The organism is Marmoricola sp. Leaf446, assembly GCF_001424755.1.
Classification (GTDB): Bacteria; Actinomycetota; Actinomycetes; order Propionibacteriales; family Nocardioidaceae; genus Marmoricola.
Window position 1 is genome coordinate 181297 of sequence record NZ_LMRF01000003.1, and the last position, 20771, is coordinate 202067.

Here is a 20771-nt window from a genome sequence, read left to right on the forward strand (position 1 = left end):
GTCGAGGGGCACCGGCGCTGCGTGGGAGAGGCTACTGAACAGATCCCCGATCGCGGCATGAGCAAAGTCACCCCACGGGTCACCTCACGGGCCGGCCCTGCTCACCCTCGTAGCTCAGGCACGCCCCACGAACCGCTCGGGCACGCGCTGCGGCGGCTGCCGCACCATCGCCTGGATCTGCCCGCCCTTGGGGGCGCGCCACACCCCGGGGCGGTCGCCCTCGATGACCAGGGCGTCGAGCTCGGCCCCCCGGGGGGCGGTGAACACCGGGGCGTCGGTCCGCACCGATGCGGCGGCCCGGTCGAGCACCTCGACCATCTCGTCGGCGTTCTTGCTCCAGCTCGTCCCCGCGGCGCGACCGTCGGCCTCGACCATGGCGCGTCGGTGGTCGGCGACCGCACGGAGGTGGTCGCGGTCGGCGAACTTGAGGTGGAACAGGTAGAGGTCGGGGTGCACGTCGTACGGCGCCCGCAGGCCGTGCGACGCGGCGGCCCAGTCCGCTGCGACCCACTTCATCGCGGGCTTGCACATCAACGGCACGAAGGTGGCGTGGGCGCGCTGCTCGAGGACACCGCGGGCCGGGTCGAGCGGCTCCTCGCCGGGGGCGTGCACGACGTTGAGGCCGAGGGCGCCCAGCGCGAGGGCGTCGGGCTGCTCGTGGACGAAGTGACCCAGGTCGGACCAGCGGTCGGGGTCGGCCACCAGCAGCTCGTCGGCGTCGGTGAACACCACGGCGTCGTAGGCCTCGAGCAGGCCCGAGGCGAGACCGGAGAGCAGGCCCATGCGGGAGCGCTCGAAGGGCCGGGTGAGGGGCGGCAGCGGGATCACCGGGCACGGGAGGTCGGCGGTCGAGCCGTCGCTCGAGCCGTCGTCGAGCACCACGAGGTGCTCGACACCCACCTCGCGGCCGTAGTGCTCGACCCAGCGGCGCAGCATGGCGCCCTCGTCGCGCACCATCGTGATCACGGCCAGGTCGGCGCCGGCGCGCTCGGCCCGGCGCTGGGGCAGGGCCGGGGCGTCCGGCGCGGCGCTCCTCGCGCGTCGCAGGCTGCGCACTCAGCCCACCTGCCCGGTCGTCGTGTCGTCGGCACCCGGCGTGGGCACGGCCTCGGCGGCCCGGAGCTGCGCCCGCAGCCGGGCCAGCTCGGTGCGCAGCCGCGCGTGCTCCTCCTGCCGGCGGACCACCTCCTGGACCATGAAGGCCAGCCCGTCCACGGCGGCGGCGAGCCGGTCCTCGGCGGAGACGTCGCGGGTGTGCACGCCCTCGACGCGGTGGGGCAGCAGGTCGTCGAGGTCGCCCACCACGCGCAGGCCCATCGCCCGCAGCGCCGCGACCTGGTCACGGGCCCGGCGTCGCAGCCACCGGTCGTCGGCGCCCAGCTTGGGCTCGTCCCGACGGACCAGGTGACGCTTGGCCAGCAACCCCTTGACCACGCTCATGTAGGCCTCGCGCGACAGCTCGGCCCCGACCAGCTGCTCGTTGAGGTCGCGCATCACCATCGCCGACGGCGTGCCGATCGAAGGGTTGGTGCGGGGGACGTCGAGGTCGGCGAGGTCGGGGGCGACGCCGACGACGGAGGCGAAGCGCTCCCACAGCAGGCCCGGCGGCGACCCCGGCGGCGGCACCGTGACCAGGGTGAAGTGGTCGTCTCCGACGGCGTCGCGCCAGCGCTCCGCGACCTGGTCGACGGCCTGCTGCTTCCAGAAGTTGCGGCCCGGGCCAGGACCGTCCGCGGGGCGCCGGACCGAGGCGACGTACTCCGGCCAGGTGACCTTGGAGGTGTTCTGCACCGCCTCCTGCCACATCGCCGGGAGCTGCCGGGTGAGGTCGCGCGCGGTGAGCACGACGTCGACGGCGGTCTCGGGGAAGCTCTCGAGGACCACGTCGATCTTGGGTCGTCCGCGCGGTCCGAGGAACTCCATCGAGACCACCGACGTGCCCGGCCACGCGTCGATCTCGCGCACCAGCCGCCGCCACGGGCCGTCGGGGTCCAGCGGGGGCTGCTGGGGGCCGCCGCGCTCGATGAGGTCCATCACCGACGACACCTGGTCGCGCCACCGGCGGCCGGGGAAGTCGACGCCCTGTTCCCGGAAGAGCGCGCGGTTGTGCAGCAGGACGTTCTGGAGGTAGCTCGTGCCGGACTTCATCGAGCCGATGTGGAGGACGAGACGCGTCGCCATCTAGGAGCTCCGCCCCAGCCGGCGACTCGCCACGGCGGCCACCGTCTCCTCCAGCGAGAGCAGGTCGCGGTCGAGGACGGTCATCAGGTGGACCTCCTCGTCCACCGCGACCCCGCCCAGCTCGACGCGACGCGCCGCGTGGGCGAGGGAGTCGGCCCCGGTCGCCCGGCGCCACCGGCGCCGCGCCGCCCGGGCGCGGTCGACGGCACGGTCGGCGGCGCTCACACCGTGGTCCGGCGGTAGGTCTCCAGCAACCGGGCGATCTCGGCCTCGCCGGCCGCGTCCGTCGGGAGGAGCAGCTCGGCGACGAGGTCGGTCAGGGCCGCCAACCGCTGCTGGAGCCGTCGCCGGTCGTCCAGGCGGGCCTCCAGCTCGTCGATCCGGGCGTGCAGCCGAGCGTTGCGGTCCAGCAGCGGTCGCGACGCCAGGCCGGCAGCCACTGCCCCGGCCCGGCGGAGCGGGCTCCGCACCGGCTGTCGGGGTCCGGTGGGCGGCGACGACGGACGCTGGGCCGCGTCCCGCACGCGGAGCTCCTCGAGGAGGGCGGCGATGGTGCGCAGGGCGGTGTCGAGCACCTCCCCCTCGGTGACGTCACCGGGCGAGCGGCCCGCGCCGGCCGTCGGCGCCAGGTCGGCCAGGTCGCCGTGCACGACGTAGCCGGCCTGCTCCACGGCCGCGACGACGCCCGCGTGGCGCGAGCGGGCCTGCTCGAGCTGCACGTCGGTGGCCCGGATCGGCTCGCGGCCGAGGCGGGCCAGCACCTGGTTGGCCAACAGGTCCCGCGACCACACAGCACGCTCGCGGCCGGTGCGCAGGAAGTCGTCCAGGTGGGGGTTGACCCGTCGCAGCACCTCGGCCGCGGCGGGGGCCAGCGACTCGTTGGCGCGGGCGGGGTGCGCGTCGGCCAGCTCGGGCGGGAGTCCGCAGGCGTCGGCGAAGCGGTGCCACAGGCCACCGGCATCCTTCTCGCGCGGCACCGTCACCAGGTGGAGCCGGTGCGCGGGCACGCTGCTTCCCCACCGAGCCGCCACGGAGGCGGGGTCGAGCGTGCGCCAGCCCCACTCCGAGGCCACCACGGACTCGTCGGGCACCTGCCAGGCCTCCAGCGAGTCGCGCAGCCCGAACTTGAGGCGCTCCTGCCACGCCGAGGACAGCACCCGACCGAGGTCGCGTGCGGTCACCACGACGTGCACCTCGAGGCCGGAGAGGTCGTCCACGGCGCGGGCGACCTGCTCGGCGGTGAGGTTGCTCAGCAGCTCGTAGCTGACCACCGCCGTCGGGCCCTGCCACTGCCGGATCTCCTCGACCAGGCGCTTCCAGGCGTCACGGGCGCGCGGCGGCAGGTCGTCGAGCCGGCGGTCGTCACGCAGCACCATGGCCGCGTGGACGAGCTGGACCTGTGCCTCGCCGGCCACCAGCACACCGGCCTCAGCCAGCCGGTCGCGCTGCTGCCGGAGCACCGACTGCAGGTAGGTGGTGCCGGACTTGGGGCCTCCGACGTGGAGGTACACCCGCTCGGTCATGGGATCGTCTCCTGGGTCGTCGACTGGCCCGGCCAGTCGAGGAGCATACGCCACCGGGTCCCGCCCTCGACCGCGCTCGCGGCCGCTCCGACGAGCACCTCCTCGACCACCTCGGCACCGGCCGCTGCCGCGCGTCGTCGCACCTCGTCGCGGTCGACCGGGAACCGCCAGACGCCGTCACGGGCGGGCCCGGCGTGCCCGGACTCGTCGATCTCGAGGTAGCAGCCCCGGGACCCGCGCCCGAGCATGCGCACCAGCACCCAGAACCCGTCGCGCTCCTGCGGCCGCAACGACTCGAGCAGGCCGCGCGCGACCAGCACGCGGTCGGCCGCGGCGGACCGCCGGGCGACCTGGGCCGCCAGCGAGACGGCGTCGCGCAGGTCGTAGAGGTTGCCGTGGGTCCAGGACAGGCGGTCACGGTCGAAGTCGCCGCGTCGACGGGCGATCGTGCGTCCTCCGCTGCGGGCGTAGTCGATCCCGAAGCACGACAGCCCGGCCTCGGCGTACGCCACGGCGTCGTCACCGCGACCGATGCCCAGCTCGACCACCAGCGCGCCCGGAGCCACCCGGGAGCGCACCCAGGCGGAGAAGTCGGACGGCCGACCGGGCTGCTGGTGGTGGTCCCAGTAGGCCTCCCAGTCGCGGCGCCGGCGCATCACGTTGCCGAACCACCCGTCGAAGCGGCTGCGCACGGCGTGGTCCGGCCGGTGCACGAAGTCGGGGTCGGGATGGCGCCACCCCGGTCCGTAGGACACCTCCAGCAGCCGGGCGGGGTCCGCGGGAGCCGGCAGCAGCAGGCCCTCGAACTCGGCCTCGCCGAGCGGGAGGATCGCCTCGCGGGGCACGGCCGCCCGCGCCGAGGCGGTCTCGTAGAGCAGCCCGCCGTAGTGGAAGCAGGTGTAGACGTCGATGCTGGCCAGACTGCCGTCGGGGGCCGTGAAGAGCACGGTCACGAAGCTGCCGGTCTTGTTGACCGTCATCATCCCGGCGGTGCTGAGCGCCCGACGCAGCCGGGTCATCTCGCCGTGCAGCTCCGCGGGTGTCTCGCCCTCCCCCAGGAACGCGAGGTCGATGTCGGAGTCGTGCCCGATCACCTTGCCCCCGCGCATCGCGCCCAGGAGCGTGCCGAAGGCCATCCACAGCTCGATGCCGGCGTCCTCGCGGGCGACGCGGCACATCTCCAGCGCCCGCTCGGCCAGGAACGCCGCGACGTCCGGGCTGCGTGTGGAGAACGGCCGCTGGGCCAGGCCCCACTTGTCGATCACCACGGGCCCGCCCTGTGCGTCCACGAACCTCACCCGGTCGCCCGGTCGGGCGTCGCCGAAGGCCACCTCGCCGACCTCGACCACCCGGTCGTCGCGCCGCAGCTCCACCGACGAGCGGCCGTCGAGGTAGAAGACGGTGGTCCCCACCCAGGCGGCCGAGGCGTGCTCGCCGTCGGGGTCGGGTGTCAGGTCGAGCGACAGCACCACCCGGCCGTCGAAGGCCACCTGCCAGGTGCCGGCCTCGGCGACCGGGGCGCGCACCCCGTGGTCGTCGACGCGGAAGTCCGACGCCGTCCCGGGCGCCGGGCCCTCCGGAGCCCCCGTCAGTCCGGGGCGGCCGGGCTGGGCGGAGGCGGAGGAGTTCAACGCAAGGTCACTCTCGAGGACGTCAGGTGGTGGTCGGTGATGCGGGCGACGAGCGGGTCGCGGGTCTTGGTGTAGCCGCTCCACGTGCCGCGGCCGAAGATCCAGTCGATCGGAAGGTTACCGCTCGGCGGGGTGCAGGTCGTGCCACTGACGCTCCCGCCGCGCGGCGAGGTCAGCCCCGTCGCGGGCGCCACCTTGCAGTAGGCCGTCTGCTCGTTGAAGTCACCCACCAGGAAGACCGGGTCGCCCGAGGCGACGAGCTCGCGGACCTTCGCCACCTCGATCTTGAGCGCCCTGTCGCGCTGTCCCTGCCCCGCGGTCCCCGGGGCGTTGTGGACGTTCATCACCCAGATGGTGCGGGCGGGGTCGACGCGGCTGCGCAGCCGGACGACGGGGATGGTGCGGGTGAAGGTCATGAACGGGATCTCGAAGGTGGTGCGCTCCACGGCCTCCCAGTCGCTGGTGCGCCACCACACCGAGGTGTGGGTGCGGGTCCGCCCGAGCTCGGTGCCCGGCCAGGCGGCGTACTCCGCGCCAGCGGCCCGCTGCAGCGCCTGGATCTGACCGAGGTCGGCCTCCTGGCCGCCGACGACCGACAGGTCGCGGTCACGCCAGGTCTGCACCGACCACTGCGCCCGGATCCAGGCAGGCGCGAAGACGTCGTCGGCGGCCCCCGGCAGGGTGTGGTTGTGGCCAAGCTGGTTGAAGGTCGCGATGGTGAACGTGCTCGCGGCGCGCGCCGCCGGCAGCCCCCGGCCGGCCGAGTCGTCGGTGGTGCCGTCGCCGAGCTGCGCCGCGGCGTTGTCGCCCCAGCACCGCGTCGTCCCGGCGTCGGTCTGGCTGCAGGTGTGGGCCCACCCGGCGTCGAGGGCGACCGAGGCCGACGCGGTCACCCGCACCGGTCGCGTCGAACGGGCGGTCGTGCCGACCCCGAGGTTGCCGTGGTCGCCGCTGCCCCAGCACCACGTGCCACCGTCGGTGTCGAGGGCGCAGGCGTGGGTGTCCCCCACCACGACCGTGCGGGCCGGCGGCAGGACGACCGTCTGCGGGTTCACGCGGTGGGTGGTGGTGCCGTCGCCGACCTGGCCCTGGTCGTTGCGTCCCCAGCACTGCACGGCACCGCTCGTCCGGGTGCCGCAGGTGCTCCCCCACGACAGGGCCAGCTCGCGCCACCCGGTCCCGGGGACGGCGGTGGGGCGGGCGGTGTTGACCTTGCCGCCGGTCCCGAGCTCGCCGAAGTTGTTCCGGCCCCAGCACGCGGCGGTCCCGTCGACCCGGACGCCGCAGCTGTGCCAGCCGGCCGTCTCGACCGACCGCCACCCGGTGCCGAGCACCGCCGTCGGCCGCAGCCGCGTGGTCGTGGAGCCGTCACCGACCTGACCCGCGGTGTTCTGGCCCCAGCAGTAGGCGCGGCCGTCGGTCCGGGTGGCGCAGGTGGTCCACCAGTCGGCACTGACCGAGGCCCAGTCGTTGGTCGTCGTGACGCGCACCGGGGCTGCGCGGTCGGTGCGGGTGCCGTCGCCGAGCTGGCCCTCGTGGTTGAGGCCCCAGCACCACAGCGACCGGTCGGTGCGGATCGCGCACGTCGAGGAGCCACCGGCGGAGACCTGGGACCAGGTCGTGTCCCCGGCGACGGCGACCGGGGACGACTGGGCCGCACCGGTCGAGCCGGTCCCGAGCTGGCCGCGGTCGTTGGCGCCCCAGCACCGCAGCCGGCCGGGTGCGTCGAGGGCGCAGCTGTGCTGGCCGCCGGCCGAGACCCGGGCGTCGGGTCTGGTCCGCGGCTCGGTGACCACGACCCGGAAGCGGCCCGTGGCCGGGAGGGTCCACGGGGCGGCCGCGTTGGTGGCGGTCCACTCGACCGTCCAGGTGCCCGCGGTCGTGGGTGCGCCGCTCAGGAGCCCGTTGCGGTCCAGCGTCGTACCGGGGGGCGTGCCGGTGGCGGAGAGCACGACGTCGTCGCGGTCCTCGGCGAGGACGCGCAGCGGCACGGTCTGCCGGACGGGCACGCCGACGATCGCCCTGACGTCCGGCAGGGGGGCCGCGAGGACGGTCCGGGCCACACCGCGGGCCAGTCGACCGGCGGCCGTGCCGAGGAGGGACGTCGCGCCGGACGTGCCGTAGCTCGCGTGGGCCGCGAGTGCGCGTCGGACCCGCGTGGTGCCGAGGTCGCAGACCAGGTCGCCCGAGGTGCAGACCGACACGACCGGGTAGCGGCTGGCGGCGACCGGCACGGACACCGGCGCTCCGCGCCCGCCGAGCACGCCGGAGGAGGCGCGGCGTACCGCCGGAGCGCCCAGGTGCGCCGATCCCCGCAGTCGGTAGCCGTCGGAGACCAGCGCCGCGCCGACCACCCGCTGCTGCACTGCGGCCGGGCCCGTCGGCAGGGTCGTCAGCACCCGGTGGAGAGCCAGCGCCCCCTGGGCGTGGCCGGCCAGCACCAGGCTCTGGCGCGGGCAGTCGGCGGCCAGCTGGGCCAGGCGGCTGCCGAGCCGCGCGGCGTACCCCCGCACGTCACCGGCCCACCGGGCGACCGACGTCGTCGTGACGGCGCGCGAGGCGGGGGTCGCGAGACCGCCGCGCCCCCGCAGCGTCGTGGCCCGGGTCGTGGACCACGGCACCGAGACGGACGTGAAGGTGCGGTCGGGCGCGGCGGCGCGCGTCACCGCCAGCAGCCGCTGCAGCGCCGGCCCCGCCGACGTGGCCGAGGCCTGGCCGTCGCCCCCGGCGGCCACGAACGCGACGTCCGCGCAGGCGCTGGCCACCGGCGTCAGGGCCCTCCCGCCGACGGATCCCGTCGAGGGCGTCGCCTGGAGCGTCCCCACGGCGAGGACCAGCCCCAGCAGGAGCGTCATCGCGGTCGAGAGGGGACGGACGGTCATGGGGGCTCCGAGAGGTCGCGCGACCCCCGCGGCGGGGGACCCACGGGGCATGTGGGTCTTATGTGAACAGACAAGGCGGGAGGTGCGCAGCACTATCCGCCGATTTCCTCCCACAGACGCACCACCAGCGCCCCGGGGCGTTGTGCCCCGGGGCGCTGACGCGGACCGCTGTCCTGTGCGGCGGGCGGCCGCAGGACGGTCAGTCGAGCTGGACGTCGCGCCACGGGTCGGCACCGACGCGGGCGTCGGAAGGCGCCCGCGGGGTGTAGCTAGTGGTGCCCTTGGCGAAGACGGAGTCGATCCACCGGCTGTAGAGGGTCTCGTAGCCGACGTGCTTGACGTCGAAGCCGGTCTCGTCGCTGACCGCCGACTTGGCCGAGATGTTCTCGGACCCGGTGCGCACGACGTGAGCACCGCGGTCGCCTCCCCAGTTGCCGCTGATGGTCAGCGTCTTGGTGTGGAGGTACAGGTCGTAGAAGCCGTCGCGGTCACGGTCGCGCACGAGCTGCCGGATCGGGACCCGCGTGCCGGTCGTGGAGTAGAGCATGTTGCGGATCTTGCGGTCCATCAGGGTGAAGACGACCTTGGTGATGCAGCCGGCCCGGTTGAGCGACTTGACCTTCTTCGCGACGGTCATGCCTCGATCGCCCGTGAGGACGGTGTGCGCCAGTCGGACCACCGTGCGGCCCCGCGAGCCGGCCCCGACCGCGCCGGTGCACCGCACCTTGTTGAGCATCACCATGATCGGGTCGGGCCGGTCGCGGAACGGGTTGAACCACGCGGCCAGCAACCAGGGGAAGTTCGCCGAGGTCGAGGTGGAGTAGTTGCCGCGGGTGCCTGCGACCATCTCCCCGAACGTGCGCTCGTAGAAGCCGTACACCTTGGCGTCACCGACGAGCGTGAACGCGTCGTTCCACTGGTTGAACATCGCGACCTTGGTGACGTTGGCCGAGCTGATCATGACGATGTTGCGGGCAGTCGGCGACGTGGGCACAGGCGTGGGCGCCGGGGCCGGGGTCGGGGTCCCGGTCGGCGCGGGGACCGGAGGCGCGGGCGTGGGGCTCGCGACGGTCCCGCCCGTCTGGCTCACGGTGAGGAACTTGGCGTGGTTGATGCCGCCGGCACCACGGCACGCGTCGACGCACGTGCGGATGAAGCTGCGCAGGGCCGCCGGCCTCGACGCGTTGCGTCCGTCCTGCTCGAGGCCCCGCTTCAACGTGGCGTAGTCGCCGGTGCGTGGGTCCTGACGGGCCGCGACCCCTGCCGACATCATGATCTGGACGCTGACGCCGCGTCGGTGGGCCGCGATCGCCGTGCTGACGAACGGGCTGTAGGCGATGTTCCAGTCCGACATCCGGATCCTGCTGTTGGGCGGTGCGCTGTCGTAGAGGTTGACGATGTGGTTCATGATCACCCGCTGCCGATCACGGATCTGCGGGTCGTTGATGATGACGCCTGTCCGGGGGGTGTAGGGCGCCGTCGGGCTGTAGCCCGGGACGACGATCCCGGCCGCGACGGTCGTGGCCGGCGGCGCCGCGGCCTGGGCCGCGGTGACCGACAGCGAGCCGGTCGCGGCCACCGCCACGGCAGCCAGCCACAGGGCGGTGTGTCGCATGGTCGTTCTCATCGTGGTCCGATCCTGTCGTGGGGTGGTGCGAAGCGGGTGGGGGTCAGCCCGTGCAGAGGGCGTGGGCCCGGGCGTAGCGGCGGCTCGTGGAGAGGGACTCCCCGGCGTCGTTGACGACGTTGCCGAGCACGCCGTAGTAGCGGTCGGCGTAGGTCGTCATGGACCCGCCGAAGGAGCAGGGGATGCGGTCGGCGACCACGGCCCGGTCGCCGTCGACGCAGCCCCGGTAGCGGCCCGGGATCGAGCCGTCACCGCGCCACACCTCGCCGCAGGCCGGCCAGGCGGCCCGCTCGGCCCGGGTCGCGGGCCGGACCTCGTTGTCGGGCGAGCCGGGCACGTAGGGCTCCGCGGACGCGGTCGGCTCGCCGGCGGTCGTCGCGGAGGTCGTCGCGGAGGCCGACGCGGAGGCGGAGGACGGCTCGGAGCCGGCGTCCGTGCCGGCGGGCGCGGAGCCGCAGCCCGCGCACAGCGCGACGGCTCCCAGCGTCATGACGATGCGTCGCCTCCCCACCACTGCCAGCTCCCCCGGACGCTGTCGAGGCCGGCACCGAGCTGCGACCTGGTCGATGTCGACGGGGGTCGGTGACCGACCCGTGTCCCCGAAGACGGGCGGATCGTACCGCGTTGCTCCACCGGGGCGGGGACTCACCCGCGCGTTGACGGGAACCCGTCTGGACCAGCCGCCGTCGGCCCCGTCCGAGCCCTAGCCGACGAAGGCGTTGGCGCGCGTCAGGTCCTCGTCGAAGTCGACCTCGACGATGGGGAACTCCGAGATGTCGAGGGCCTCGACCCGCAGGCCGTCCTCCTGGATCGCCACCTCGATGCCTCGCTCGAAGTAGTCCTGGTCACCGACCTCCGCGAGGCGGCGCACGAGCGTGGCCTTGTCCTCGGCCGCGACGTAGTTGATGCCGACCGCCTCGCCGAGACCGTCCACGACCTGCTTGGACAGCTCGCGGATGTAGCCGTCGTCGTCGAGGGTGTACTTGACCTCCTCCTCGGCGACCGACTCGGTGTTGACGCACACGAAGCTGCGCCCGGTGGCGATGTGCTCCTGCAGCAGCGTCAGCACCCGCGGGTCGAAGACGACGTCGCCGTTGAGCCACAGCACCCCGCCGGGCTGGGAGAGGCGCAGCGCCTTGTGGAGGCTCTTGGAGGTGTTGGTGGAGTCGTAGACCTCGTTGTAGACGAAGCCGATGTCGGGCATCGCCTCGATCACCAGGTCGAGCTTGAAGCCGACCACCGCGGTGACGTGGACGTCCTCGCCGAGCCCGCCGCGCAGCGCGTCCACCGCGCGCCGCATGATCGTCTCGCCCGAGCTGAGCGGGGTCAGCGGCTTGGGGTGGGGCCGGCCCAGGCGGGTGCCCATGCCGGCGGCGAGGATGACGACCTGAGTGGTCACGGTGGGCTCCTGTCTGCGGCGGACGCGGGGTGGTCCGCCGTCCGGATCCCGGCGAGCCTAGTCGTGGGTAGTCTCATCCGACGTGAGCACCACACCCACCCGCGTCTTCGCCGCCCGGCTCGCGGGGCTGCCGGTGTTCGACCCCTCGGGCGACCAGGTCGGCAAGGTCCGCGACGTGGTGGTGGTGCTGCGCTCCGACGTCCGCCAGCCCCGCGTGGTGGGACTCGTCGTCGAGGTCTTCGGCCGCCGCCAGATCTTCGCGCCGATGACCCGCGTCACCGCGATGGACCCCGGCCAGGTGATCACGACCGGGCTGCTCAACATGCGTCGCTTCGAGCGGCGTACGACGGAGACGCTGGTGATCGCGCAGATGCTGGACCGCCACGTGCGGATCCGCAGCACCGGCACCGAGGGCACCGTCTTCGACGTCGCGATGGAGCAGGCCCGCACCCGCGACTGGGTGCTGTCCCGGGTGGCCGTCACCGAGGGCGCCAAGGGCTTCCGACGCCGCTCGCAGACCCACGTCGTGGAGTGGGACGACGTGGAGGGGCTGCACGAGCGGCAGCCGCGGCAGGGCGCCGAGCACCTGGCCGCCTCGCTCGCGGACCTGCGGCCGGCCGACGCGGCCAGCGTGATCCACGACCTCACGCCGGAGCGGCGTACGCAGGTGGTGGCCGCGCTCGACGACGAGCGGCTGGCCCACGTGCTCGAGGAGCTGCCCGAGGAGGACCAGGTCGAGATCCTGGAGCACCTCGACTCCGAGCGCGCCGCGGACATCCTCGAGGAGATGTCGGCCGACGACGCCGCCGACCTCATCGCCGACCTGCCGCCCGAGACCGCGGCCCAGCTGCTCGAGCTGATGGAGACCGAGGAGGCCGCGTCGGTGCGGCGGCTGATGTCCTACGGCGAGGAGACCGCCGGCGGCATGATGACGCCCGAGCCGGTCATCCTGCCCCCGGACGCCACCGTCGCCGAGGCACTGGCCCGCGTCCGTGCCGTCGAGCTCACCCCCTCGCTCGCCGCGCTGGTCTACGTCTGCCGCCAGCCGCTGGAGACCCCCACCGGCAAGCTGCTCGGGGTCGCCCACATCCAGCGGCTGCTGCGCGAGCCGCCGTCCTCGCTGGTCGCCGGCGCGCTCGACACCGGCATCGACTACCTGCGGCCGCAGGCCAGCCTCGAGGACGTCGCGACCTTCCTGGCCACCTACAACCTCGTCGCCGCGCCGGTGGTCGACGAGGAGGGCCGGCTGCTCGGCACCGTCGCGGTCGACGACCTCCTCGACCACCTGCTGCCCGAGGGCTGGCGCGACCGCAAGATCGGGCGGAGGTGAGCGGCATGGGCGAGAAGGACCGCCGCGACCGCTCCGACCGGCACGACCGGCACGACCGGGCCGGCGACCGCCGCCCCGAGTCACGCGTCGTGCGGCTGGACCAGCCCACCGACGTACGCCGCCGCTCGTTCGTGCGCCGCCCCCAGGTGCGCCAGGACGCGTTCGGCATCTTCGCGGAGCAGTTCGCCCGGTTTATGGGCACCGCGCGGTTCCTCATCTACATGACGATGTTCGTCATCTTCTGGGTGCTGTGGAACGTGCTGGCGCCCGAGTCGCTGCGCTTCGACGACTACCCGTTCATCTTCCTCACCCTGATGCTCAGCCTCCAGGCGTCGTACGCCGCGCCGCTGATCCTGCTCGCGCAGAACCGCCAGGAGGTGCGCGACCGGGTGGTCAACGAGCAGGACCGGCAGGCCAACGCCCGGGCCCACGCCGACATGGAGTACCTCGCCCGCGAGGTGGCCTCGCTGCGGATGTCGGTCGGCGAGGTCGCCACCCGCGACTTCATGCGCTCGGAGCTGCGCAACCTGGTCGAGGAGCTGACCGGCGACGACGACGAGGACGACCCGGACACCCCGGGGCGGACGTCGTGACCCCACGTACGCTGGAGCCATGACCTCCCCTGACATCGACCGGATCAGGGCTGCCCTCGCGCGGGTCCACGACCCCGAGATCAAGCGACCGATCACCGAGCTCGGCATGCTCGACGACGTCACCGTCGACGACACCGGCCTGGTGACGGTCACCGTGCTGCTCACCGTCTCCGGCTGCCCCCTCAAGGACACCATCACCCGCGACGTGACCTCCGAGGTCAGCCCCATCGAGGGCGTGACCGGGGTCGACGTCAAGCTCGGCGTGATGACCGCCGAGCAGCGATCGACGCTGCAGGACCAGCTGCGCGGCGGCCAGGCCCAGCGCGAGATCCCCTTCGCCCAGCCCGGCTCGCTCACCCGCGTGATCGCGATCGCGTCGGGCAAGGGCGGGGTCGGCAAGTCCTCGGTCACGGTCAACCTCGCCGTGTCGATGGCGGCCCAGGGCCTCAAGGTCGGCATCGTCGACGCCGACATCTACGGCCACTCGATCCCGGCGATGCTCGGCGTCGCCGACGTCCGGCCGACCCAGGTCGAGGACCTGATCATGCCGGTCCCGACCGCCAGCGGCGTCTCGGTGATCAGCATCGGCATGCTCAAGCCGCGCCGCGACCAGGTCGTCGCCTGGCGTGGCCCGATGCTCGACCGGGCGCTGGTGCAGATGCTCGCCGACGTCTACTGGGGCAGCCTCGACGTGCTGCTGCTCGACCTCCCGCCCGGCACCGGCGACGTCGCGATCTCGCTGGGCCAGCACCTCCCGAGCGCCGAGGTGGTCGTCGTGACCACCCCGCAGGACGCCGCGACCGAGGTCGCCGAGCGCGCCGGCACGATGGCCTCGATGATGCACCAGCGCGTCATCGGCGTCCTGGAGAACATGTCCTGGCTCCCGTGCCCCCACTGCACCCCCGAGGGCAAGGACCACCGCATCGACGTCTTCGGCACCGGCGGCGGCCAGCGCACGGCCACCACCCTGGGCCAGCGGTTCGGCTACGACGTCCCGCTGCTGGGTCGCATCCCGCTCGACACGAGCCTGCGCGAGGGCGGCGACGTCGGCAAGCCGATCGTCGAGTCCGACCCCACCGCGCCGGGCGCGCTGGTGCTGCGCGAGGTCGCCCGCACGCTCACCGCCCGCGGCCGCGGACTGGCCGGCATGCAGCTGGGCCTGAGCCCCACCGCGAAGGGCTGAGCCTCCGGTGTTCGGGGTCGGGCTGCCGGAGTTCGCAGTCATCGCGCTCGTCGCGGTCATCGTCTTCGGCCCCGACCGGCTGCCCGAGCTGGCCCGTCAGGCCGGTCGTTTCGTACGCCAGGTCCGCAACCTCGCCAACAACGCCCAGACGCAGCTGCGCGACGAGCTCGGGCCGGAGTACGCCGACCTCAAGCTCACCGACCTCGACCCCCGCGTCGCCATCCGCCGCCACATCCTCGAGGCCATGGAGGACGACGACGACCGGACCCCGGCCCAGAGCCGCCCGCCCCTCGAGCCCGCCGTCGAGCTCCTCGGCCCCGGCGAACGTCCCCCCTTCGACGGCGAGGCGACCTGAGAGACGCGTAGGGGCCGCCGCCGTCGTCGTCCGGGCCGCCTCGTCGATCGGGGTCATGGACGCCCGTCACGGCCTGCGCCGGGCGTGGACCCTCCACGACCCCGCGGTGGGTGCTCGCCAGGCGGTCCGACGTACGCCGGGCCAGCCGCCGCGCACGTCGGTCGCCTCACCCAGCAGCCCGGACAGGATGGTGACGCTTCCGGGGCCGGACCAGCCACGGACGAGCGCCCACGACCCCGATCTACACGCCGCCGCGCGACGCCCGAGCGGAGCGCTGGCGCTCGAGCAGGATCAGCACCCGGTGCACCACCATGGCGGTGAGCACGACGCCGGCGACGACGGTGACGGTCGCGTGGAGGCCGCCGACGGCGAGGAGCACGAACCAGCCGACGACGGCGCCGAGGAGCACGGCGTCGACGATGACGGTCCAGTGACGCTCGCGGTCACGGCTGGCGAGCCCGTAGCGCACGGGGACGGGCGACTGGGGGACGGTGGTCACCGCACCAGTATGCGACGTTAAGTCCGGTTTGAGAGGAGAACGGCGCAGCCGGCTACTCGGTCTTGGCGTCGAGGGTCACCGGCACCGAGAAGTCCCGGCCCGACCGGGTCACCGACAGGGTGACCTCCTCGCCCGGCACGTGCGAGCGGATCGCCACCACCAGGTCGATGGAGCTGGTGACCAGGGCGTCGTCGACGCGGCGGATCACGTCGCCGACCTCGAGGTCGGCGTCGGCGGCCGGGGAGCCGCGGTCGATCTCCTCCACGCGGGCGCCGTCGAGGCTGGGCAGGCCGCGCACGTTGGCGCCGATGACGGGGTACTGCGCCTTGCCGCTCTGCAGGATCTGGGCCGCGGTCACCTCGACCTGCTCGATCGGGATGGCGAACCCGACGCCGATGTTGCCGCCCTGGTCGCCGGACACCGAGCCGAGCGAGGCGATCGCGGAGTTGACCCCGACGACCTGCCCCTGGAGGTTGACCAGCGGCCCGCCGGAGTTGCCGGGGTTGATGGCCGCGTCGGTCTGGACGGCGTTGATGTAGGAGTTGTCGCTCCGGCTCTCGCCCGTGGTCACCGGCCGGTTGACGGCGCTGATGATCCCGCTCGTCACCGTCGAGGACAGCCCGAGCGGCGAGCCGATCGCGACCACCGTCTCCCCCACCCGCATCTGCTCGGCGGACCCGACCGCCGCGGGCTGCATCGAGCGCGCCCCCTCGGCCTCGAGCACGGCGAGGTCGTAGACGGTGCTGCGGCCCACGACCCTGGCCGCCGAGCGGTTGCCGTCCTGGTCGACGATGCGGATGTCCTGGCCGGCCTCGGCGGCCTCGGCAACCACGTGGTTGTTGGTGATGACGTGACCCTCGTCGTCGTAGACGAAGCCCGAGCCGGTCGCGCCGCCCGACCCGGCCCCGGCGGAGCCGGCGAGGATCTGGACGGTGCTCGGCAGCACCTCCTCGGCGACCGAGGCGATGCTGGAGTTGTCGGCGGGCAGCGGTTGCGCCGTACGACGCTCGACGCTGATCGTGGCCTGCGGGCCGTCCTGGGCCATCAGCCCGGCCGCGAGCGCACCGCCGGTGAGCCCGAGCACCAGCGCGAGGCCGGCGACGGCCGGCCAGACCCACCGCGGCAGCCCGGCGCGGGCCGGGGTGGCCCCGTCGGGCTCCGGCTCGGCGAGCGCCCCGCCGAGGAAGCCCCGGTCGTCGGACCGGTCGTCGGACCGGCCGTCGGACCGGCCGTCGGCGGATGGGAGGGGCAGACCGGGGAGCGGCCGGGTGTGCTCGGCGTACGACGGCGGCGGCGGGCCCCACGGTCCGCGCGGCCCGGGCGGGGTGGCCGCGACGCCGGGCGGGACCCGGCCCGGAGGGGAGGCGAACGACGGCTGGCCCGGACGCGGTTGACCCAGGCCCTGCGGCTGCTCCGCGAGCCACGGCCGCGGCTGCGAGACGACCGGCTCCGCGCCCTGCGGCTGCCGCCCCGGGGGCGGCGGGCTCGGCTGCGGGTCGGGCTGCTCGGGGCTCACGCCCCCTATCTTGACCTACGCGCCCAGACGGCGGAGGTGTTCGTCTCCGCGCCCAGCGGCGTCCCGACCGTGCCGGACCCGACGCCCGCACCGCGCTGCGGCTGCTCGCCACGGATGCTGGCCGGGGAGGGCCGGACGGGTACGTCGCCACGCACCACCACTCCCCCGGTCACGGCCACCAGGCCGAGGACCGAGGCCGCGATGGCACCGCCGCCGACCGCCACGAGGCCGACCCGACGGCTGCTCCCCTGGCCCGGGGCGACGGGGGTGGCCGCCCAGTCGTCGACGGACTGCAGCGACTCCAGCAGCGAGGGCGGCGGAGCGAGCGGGTCGCCCGACGCGCTGTCGACGCCCGGGTACGACGGGACGGGTCGGTCGTCGTGCCCGGTCGCGAGGCTGCCGAGCCGCTGCTTGGTCCAGGCCTCGTGCTCGACGAGCTGGCGGCAGCCGGGACAGGTGTGGACGTGGGCCCAGGCCCGCTCCTCCACCGACGCCGGGAGCTGGCCGTCGACGAGCGCCGCGGCCTTGGAGCCCAGGTGGCCGCTCAGCGACAGCATCAGCGGGCCCCACCGGTCGCGAGCTGCGGCCGCGGACCGGAGAGGCGGGTGCGGCCGGGACCGGGGGCGCGGTGGGCCAGCGCCTTGCGCAGCTGGGCCCGGCCACGGTGGATGCGCGAGCGGACGGTGCCGAGCTTGAGGCCGAGGACGTCGGCGATCTCGTCGTACGTCAGCCCCTCGACGTCGCAGAGCACCACCGCGGCGCGGAACTCCGGGCTCAGCGAGGCCAGCGCCTGCTCGACGTCGGCGTCGAAGAGCCGCTCGGCCTGCGCGACGTCGGGGGTCGGCAGCGCGCTGGGCAGCCGGTGGGCGGCCTCGTCGGTCAGCGCGTCGAAGCGGATCCGCTGCTTGCGGCGGGCCTGGTCGAGGAACAGGTTGGTGGTGATGCGGTGCAGCCAGCCGGCCATCGTGCCGGGCGTGTAGGTGTGCAGCGACCGGAAGACGCGCACGAAGACCTCCTGGGTGAGGTCCTCGGCGTCGTGGGCGTTGCCGGTCAGCCGGTAGGCCAGGCGATAGACGCGGGCCGAGTGCTCGGTGACGATCTGCTCCCAGCTGGAGGAGTCGAGCGGACCGTCCTGGGCGCCCGCGTCACCGACGAGCAGGCCGGCGGGGGCGCTCGCGCCGCCCGCGACGGAGGCGGGGGTCGACGGGGAGGTGGGGCCGGGGAAGGTCATGCGTCCACGCTAGGCAGGGTTGCTGAGACCCACCTGAGCACAACCCGGGAAGACGCCCTCAGGTGTCGCGAGCGGTAGGGTCGCCCCGGAAGTCAGCCCCATCGTCAGGAGTCCGTCATCGTCACCGCACCCAAGTCCGCGAGCTGGACCTACGCCGAGGAGTTCGTGCCCGAGGACGAGGTCGTCGCCGGGGCCCGCGCCCGCGCCGAGGAGGTTGGCGTCACCGCGATCGGCCAGGGCGTCGGCGCTGCGCTCGGCCTGCTGGCCTCGCTGCTCGAGGCCCGCTCGGTCGTGGAGATCGGCACCGGCACCGGCGTCTCGGGCCTGTGGCTGCTGCGCGGCATGCGCCCGGACGGCGTGCTGACCACCGTCGACACCGAGGCCGAGCACCAGCGGCTGGCCAAGCAGGGCTTCTCCGAGGCCGGCATCGCCTCCCAGCGCGTCCGCCTGATCCCTGGCGCAGCCCTCGACGTCCTCCCCCGCCTCACCGACGGCCACTACGACCTGGTCTTCTGCGACGGCGACAAGCAGGAGTACGCCGACTACCTCACCGAGGCGGTCCGCCTGCTCCGCCCCGGCGGCGTGGTGGCCTTCGACAACGCGCTGTGGCACGACCGGGTCGCCGACCCCTCCCAGCGCGACCCCGAGACGGTCGCGGTCCGCGAGCTCGGCCGCACGGTGCTCGAGCACGACGCCCTGGTGCCGGCCCTGCTGCCCGTCGGTGACGGCCTGCTGGTGGCCAAGAAGGTCTGGACGCCGGAGGTCTGACCCCGGTCGGCTCTCCGCTCTGCCCCGCGGCAGCAGGGGCCTGGCGCGGCCGCGCCGCTCTGCGGCGTACGGCATCGGACAGACCGGGCATCCGAGTGGGTAAAACTGCTCGTCTGCGTCCGTTTCCTCCCGGTTGCTCGGGCAGTTTCACCGGCTGGCCGGGGAAACTGCCCCCCTCAGCCCCCGACCCCCTCCAGGGGCGCGTCGGAGCCGAGCCAGTCGAGGAGCAGGCGGGCGCCGAAGCCGGTGGGGCCGGCGGTCCACTCGAAGGCGTCCTCGGGGGCGTCGCCGACGGAGGCGATGTCGAGGTGGGCCCACGGGAGGCCGCCGGTGAAGGGCTCGAGGAACAGCGCCGCCGTGATGGCGGGCGGACCGCCGGGGGCGTTGTCGGCGTCGGCGATCTTGGAGGCCAGCTTGCCGGCGTACTCCCGCTCCAGGGGCATCCGCCACAGCGGCTCCCCCGCCCGGGCGCCCGCGGTGACCAGCGCCTCCGCGAGGGCGTCGTCGGTGGCGAAGAGGCCGCCGAGGTGCTGGCCGAGCGCGACCTTGATGCCGCCGGTGAGGGTGGCGACGTCGACCAGGGCGTCGGGCGAGAGCTCGGCGACCGCGTGGGCCAGCGCGTCGGCCAGGACCAAGCGGCCCTCGGCGTCGGTGTTGGTGACCTCGGTGGTGCGCCCGCCCACGTGGGTGAGGACGTCGCCGGGTCGCATCGAGCCGCCGCCGACGGCGTTCTCGGCCAGCGGCAGCAGCGCGGTGACGCGCACCGGGCAGCCCACCGCGGGCAGCGCGCCCATCACGGCGGCAACCACGGCCGCACCGGTCATGTCGCGCTTCATCGTGGCCATCGCCTGGCCGGGCTTGATCGAGAGGCCGCCGCTGTCGAAGGTGATGCCCTTGCCGACCAGCACCACGTGAGGCGTACGACGGCCACGACGCGTCGACGGGGAGTACTCCACCCGCACCACCCGGGGCGGCGTGGCCGACCCCTGGCCGACCCCGAGCACGCCGCCGAACCCGCCGGCGCGCAGGGCGTCCCCCTCGAGGACCTCGGTCGTCAGGCCGGCGGCGGTGGCGATCTCGACGACCTGGTCGGCCAGCCACTGCGGCGACTTGGTGTTGGAGGGGACGGTGGCCAGCAGGCGGCTGCGCCACCCGGCGCGACCGCGGGCGACGGCCCGCTCGAGCACCTCGGTGGTGGCGACGTCGGGGGCGGTGAGCGCCAGCACGACGTGGCGCACGGGGCTGTGCTCGGCGCCCTCGCGGCGCAGCGAGAAGGTGAAGGCCCCCAGGGTGGCACCCTCGACGAACGCGGTCAGCTCCTCGGCACCGGCGACGGCCTGCACGGCCGAGGCCACCTCGTCGACGTCGCGGCAGTGGCGGGCGAGCGCGGCGCCCGCGCGACGCAGGTCGGTGCGGGTGGTGGCGCCGACACCGACGAGCAGCACCCGGACCAGGGCCTCGGAGCCGTCGCGGCGTACGCCGGGCAGGTCGGTGACCTCGCCCGCCGCACCCGTGGCGCCCGCGGAGCGCAGCGCGTCGAGCAGGTCGGGCACGCCGTCGAGGCCGGCGAGCTCGGCGGCGCCGGGGCCCACCTCGAGGTCGTCGTCGTCGGTGCTGCCGGGCAGCACCGCCAGCGCGAGGACCTGCGCGCCGGTCAGGGCCGCGGGCGAGAGCTCGGAGAGCGTGAAGTCGGGTGGCGGGACCTGGGGGGCGAGCGGCACCCGTCGACCCTAGCCGACAGCGACCGAAGGCCCCCGCCCTCCCGAGGGAGGACGAGGGCCTTCGCCGTGCTCACGTCGGTGCGGTGCCTCGGACGGGCACCGACCAGCGGGGGTCTGGGTCAGCCGACGACGCCGGTGAGGGCGTCCCGGAGGCTCGTGGCCTCCTCGGCGTTGAGCTCCACCACGAGTCGTCCACCGCCTTCGAGGGGAACCCTCATCACGATGCCACGACCTTCCTTGGTGACCTCGAGCGGACCGTCGCCCGTCCGCGGCTTCATGGCCGCCATGTGCACACCTCTTCCCATCCGATTCGTGCGCATGACGCGCTCTTG

General features: G+C 74.3%; 20 protein-coding genes. 5 read left to right on the forward strand and 15 right to left on the reverse strand.

The genetic code is table 11. The annotated features are described in order from the left end of the window. Positions 1-114 precede the first annotated feature (114 nt). The 9 genes from ASG49_RS11325 to ASG49_RS11365 form a co-directional block, all read right to left on the reverse strand. The gene (locus tag ASG49_RS11325; RefSeq protein WP_056541813.1) at positions 115-1056 is read right to left on the reverse strand and encodes a glycosyltransferase family 2 protein; all 942 of its coding nucleotides are present in this window, start codon (positions 1054-1056) and stop codon (positions 115-117) included. Then, positions 1057-2181 carry a hypothetical protein gene (locus tag ASG49_RS11330; protein WP_056541816.1) on the reverse strand — a complete coding sequence of 375 codons (1125 nt, stop codon included), beginning with the start codon at positions 2179-2181 and terminating at the stop codon, positions 1057-1059. It abuts the gene before it with no gap. Next, on the reverse strand, positions 2182-2406 hold the full coding sequence (locus tag ASG49_RS11335; RefSeq protein WP_056541818.1) for a hypothetical protein: 225 nt from the start codon (positions 2404-2406) through the stop codon (positions 2182-2184). Further along, positions 2403-3704: a DUF6752 domain-containing protein gene (locus tag ASG49_RS11340; protein WP_056541821.1), complete on the reverse strand. Its 1302-nt coding sequence runs from the start codon at positions 3702-3704 to the stop codon at positions 2403-2405. Before ASG49_RS11340 ends, ASG49_RS11335 begins: the two co-directional genes overlap by 4 nt. Further along, positions 3701-5335, reverse strand: a complete 1635-nt coding sequence (locus ASG49_RS11345; RefSeq protein WP_156384302.1) for a hypothetical protein — start codon at positions 5333-5335, stop codon at positions 3701-3703. Before ASG49_RS11345 ends, ASG49_RS11340 begins: the two co-directional genes overlap by 4 nt. Next, entirely contained in the window at positions 5332-8217 is a 2886-nt protein-coding gene (locus ASG49_RS11350) for a cutinase family protein (RefSeq protein ID WP_056541827.1), read from the reverse strand. The genes ASG49_RS11345 and ASG49_RS11350 overlap by 4 nt, the downstream gene beginning before the upstream one ends. A 199-nt stretch (positions 8218-8416) precedes the next feature. Beyond that, positions 8417-9832, reverse strand: coding sequence for a hypothetical protein (locus tag ASG49_RS11355; protein ID WP_056541830.1), 1416 nt, complete (start codon positions 9830-9832; stop codon positions 8417-8419). Between the two features lie 55 nt (positions 9833-9887). Then, positions 9888-10334: a hypothetical protein gene (locus ASG49_RS11360; RefSeq protein ID WP_056541833.1), complete on the reverse strand. Its 447-nt coding sequence runs from the start codon at positions 10332-10334 to the stop codon at positions 9888-9890. Between the two features lie 213 nt (positions 10335-10547). After that, positions 10548-11243: an NTP transferase domain-containing protein gene (locus tag ASG49_RS11365; RefSeq protein WP_056541836.1), complete on the reverse strand. Its 696-nt coding sequence runs from the start codon at positions 11241-11243 to the stop codon at positions 10548-10550. Positions 11244-11325: 82 nt separating this feature from the next. On the opposite strand from ASG49_RS11365, the gene ASG49_RS11370 reads away from it, so the two are divergent. The 4 genes from ASG49_RS11370 to ASG49_RS11385 are packed head-to-tail and all read left to right on the forward strand — an operon-like array spanning position 11326 to position 14704. Continuing rightward, the gene (locus ASG49_RS11370; protein ID WP_056541838.1) at positions 11326-12573 is read left to right on the forward strand and encodes a magnesium transporter MgtE N-terminal domain-containing protein; all 1248 of its coding nucleotides are present in this window, start codon (positions 11326-11328) and stop codon (positions 12571-12573) included. Positions 12574-12578: 5 nt separating this feature from the next. Beyond that, complete coding sequence (locus ASG49_RS11375; protein WP_082534054.1) at positions 12579-13166, forward strand: DUF1003 domain-containing protein; 588 nt, start codon at positions 12579-12581, stop codon at positions 13164-13166. A gap of 19 nt (positions 13167-13185) precedes the next feature. After that, positions 13186-14349: an Mrp/NBP35 family ATP-binding protein gene (locus tag ASG49_RS11380; RefSeq protein WP_056541841.1), complete on the forward strand. Its 1164-nt coding sequence runs from the start codon at positions 13186-13188 to the stop codon at positions 14347-14349. Between the two features lie 7 nt (positions 14350-14356). Further along, positions 14357-14704 (forward strand): sec-independent translocase, encoded by a 348-nt coding sequence (locus ASG49_RS11385; protein WP_056541844.1) that lies wholly within the window; start codon positions 14357-14359, stop codon positions 14702-14704. Positions 14705-14945: 241 nt separating this feature from the next. Here ASG49_RS11385 and ASG49_RS11390 read toward each other — a convergent pair whose 3' ends face one another. From ASG49_RS11390 to sigE, 4 genes are read right to left on the reverse strand one after another with little or no spacing between them, the layout of a single operon-like run. Further along, positions 14946-15203 (reverse strand): hypothetical protein, encoded by a 258-nt coding sequence (locus ASG49_RS11390; RefSeq protein ID WP_056541846.1) that lies wholly within the window; start codon positions 15201-15203, stop codon positions 14946-14948. Positions 15204-15255: 52 nt separating this feature from the next. Beyond that, positions 15256-16719: a S1C family serine protease gene (locus ASG49_RS11395; RefSeq protein ID WP_056541851.1), complete on the reverse strand. Its 1464-nt coding sequence runs from the start codon at positions 16717-16719 to the stop codon at positions 15256-15258. Positions 16720-16724: 5 nt separating this feature from the next. Next, the gene (locus tag ASG49_RS11400; RefSeq protein ID WP_056541854.1) at positions 16725-17276 is read right to left on the reverse strand and encodes a hypothetical protein; all 552 of its coding nucleotides are present in this window, start codon (positions 17274-17276) and stop codon (positions 16725-16727) included. Further along, positions 17276-17950, reverse strand: coding sequence for an RNA polymerase sigma factor SigE (gene sigE, locus ASG49_RS11405; protein WP_082534055.1), 675 nt, complete (start codon positions 17948-17950; stop codon positions 17276-17278). Before sigE ends, ASG49_RS11400 begins: the two co-directional genes overlap by 1 nt. Before the next feature lie 165 nt (positions 17951-18115). Between sigE and ASG49_RS11410 the strand changes: the two genes are divergently transcribed. Further along, positions 18116-18718, forward strand: a complete 603-nt coding sequence (locus ASG49_RS11410) for an O-methyltransferase (protein WP_304437957.1) — start codon at positions 18116-18118, stop codon at positions 18716-18718. Between the two features lie 176 nt (positions 18719-18894). Here the strand turns inward: ASG49_RS11410 and ASG49_RS11415 are convergent, their stop codons facing one another. Continuing rightward, entirely contained in the window at positions 18895-20439 is a 1545-nt protein-coding gene (locus ASG49_RS11415; RefSeq protein WP_056541861.1) for a M17 family metallopeptidase, read from the reverse strand. Between the two features lie 119 nt (positions 20440-20558). Further along, on the reverse strand, positions 20559-20726 hold the full coding sequence (locus ASG49_RS18320) for a DUF3117 domain-containing protein (RefSeq protein ID WP_200936294.1): 168 nt from the start codon (positions 20724-20726) through the stop codon (positions 20559-20561). Positions 20727-20771: the final 45 nt, after the last annotated feature.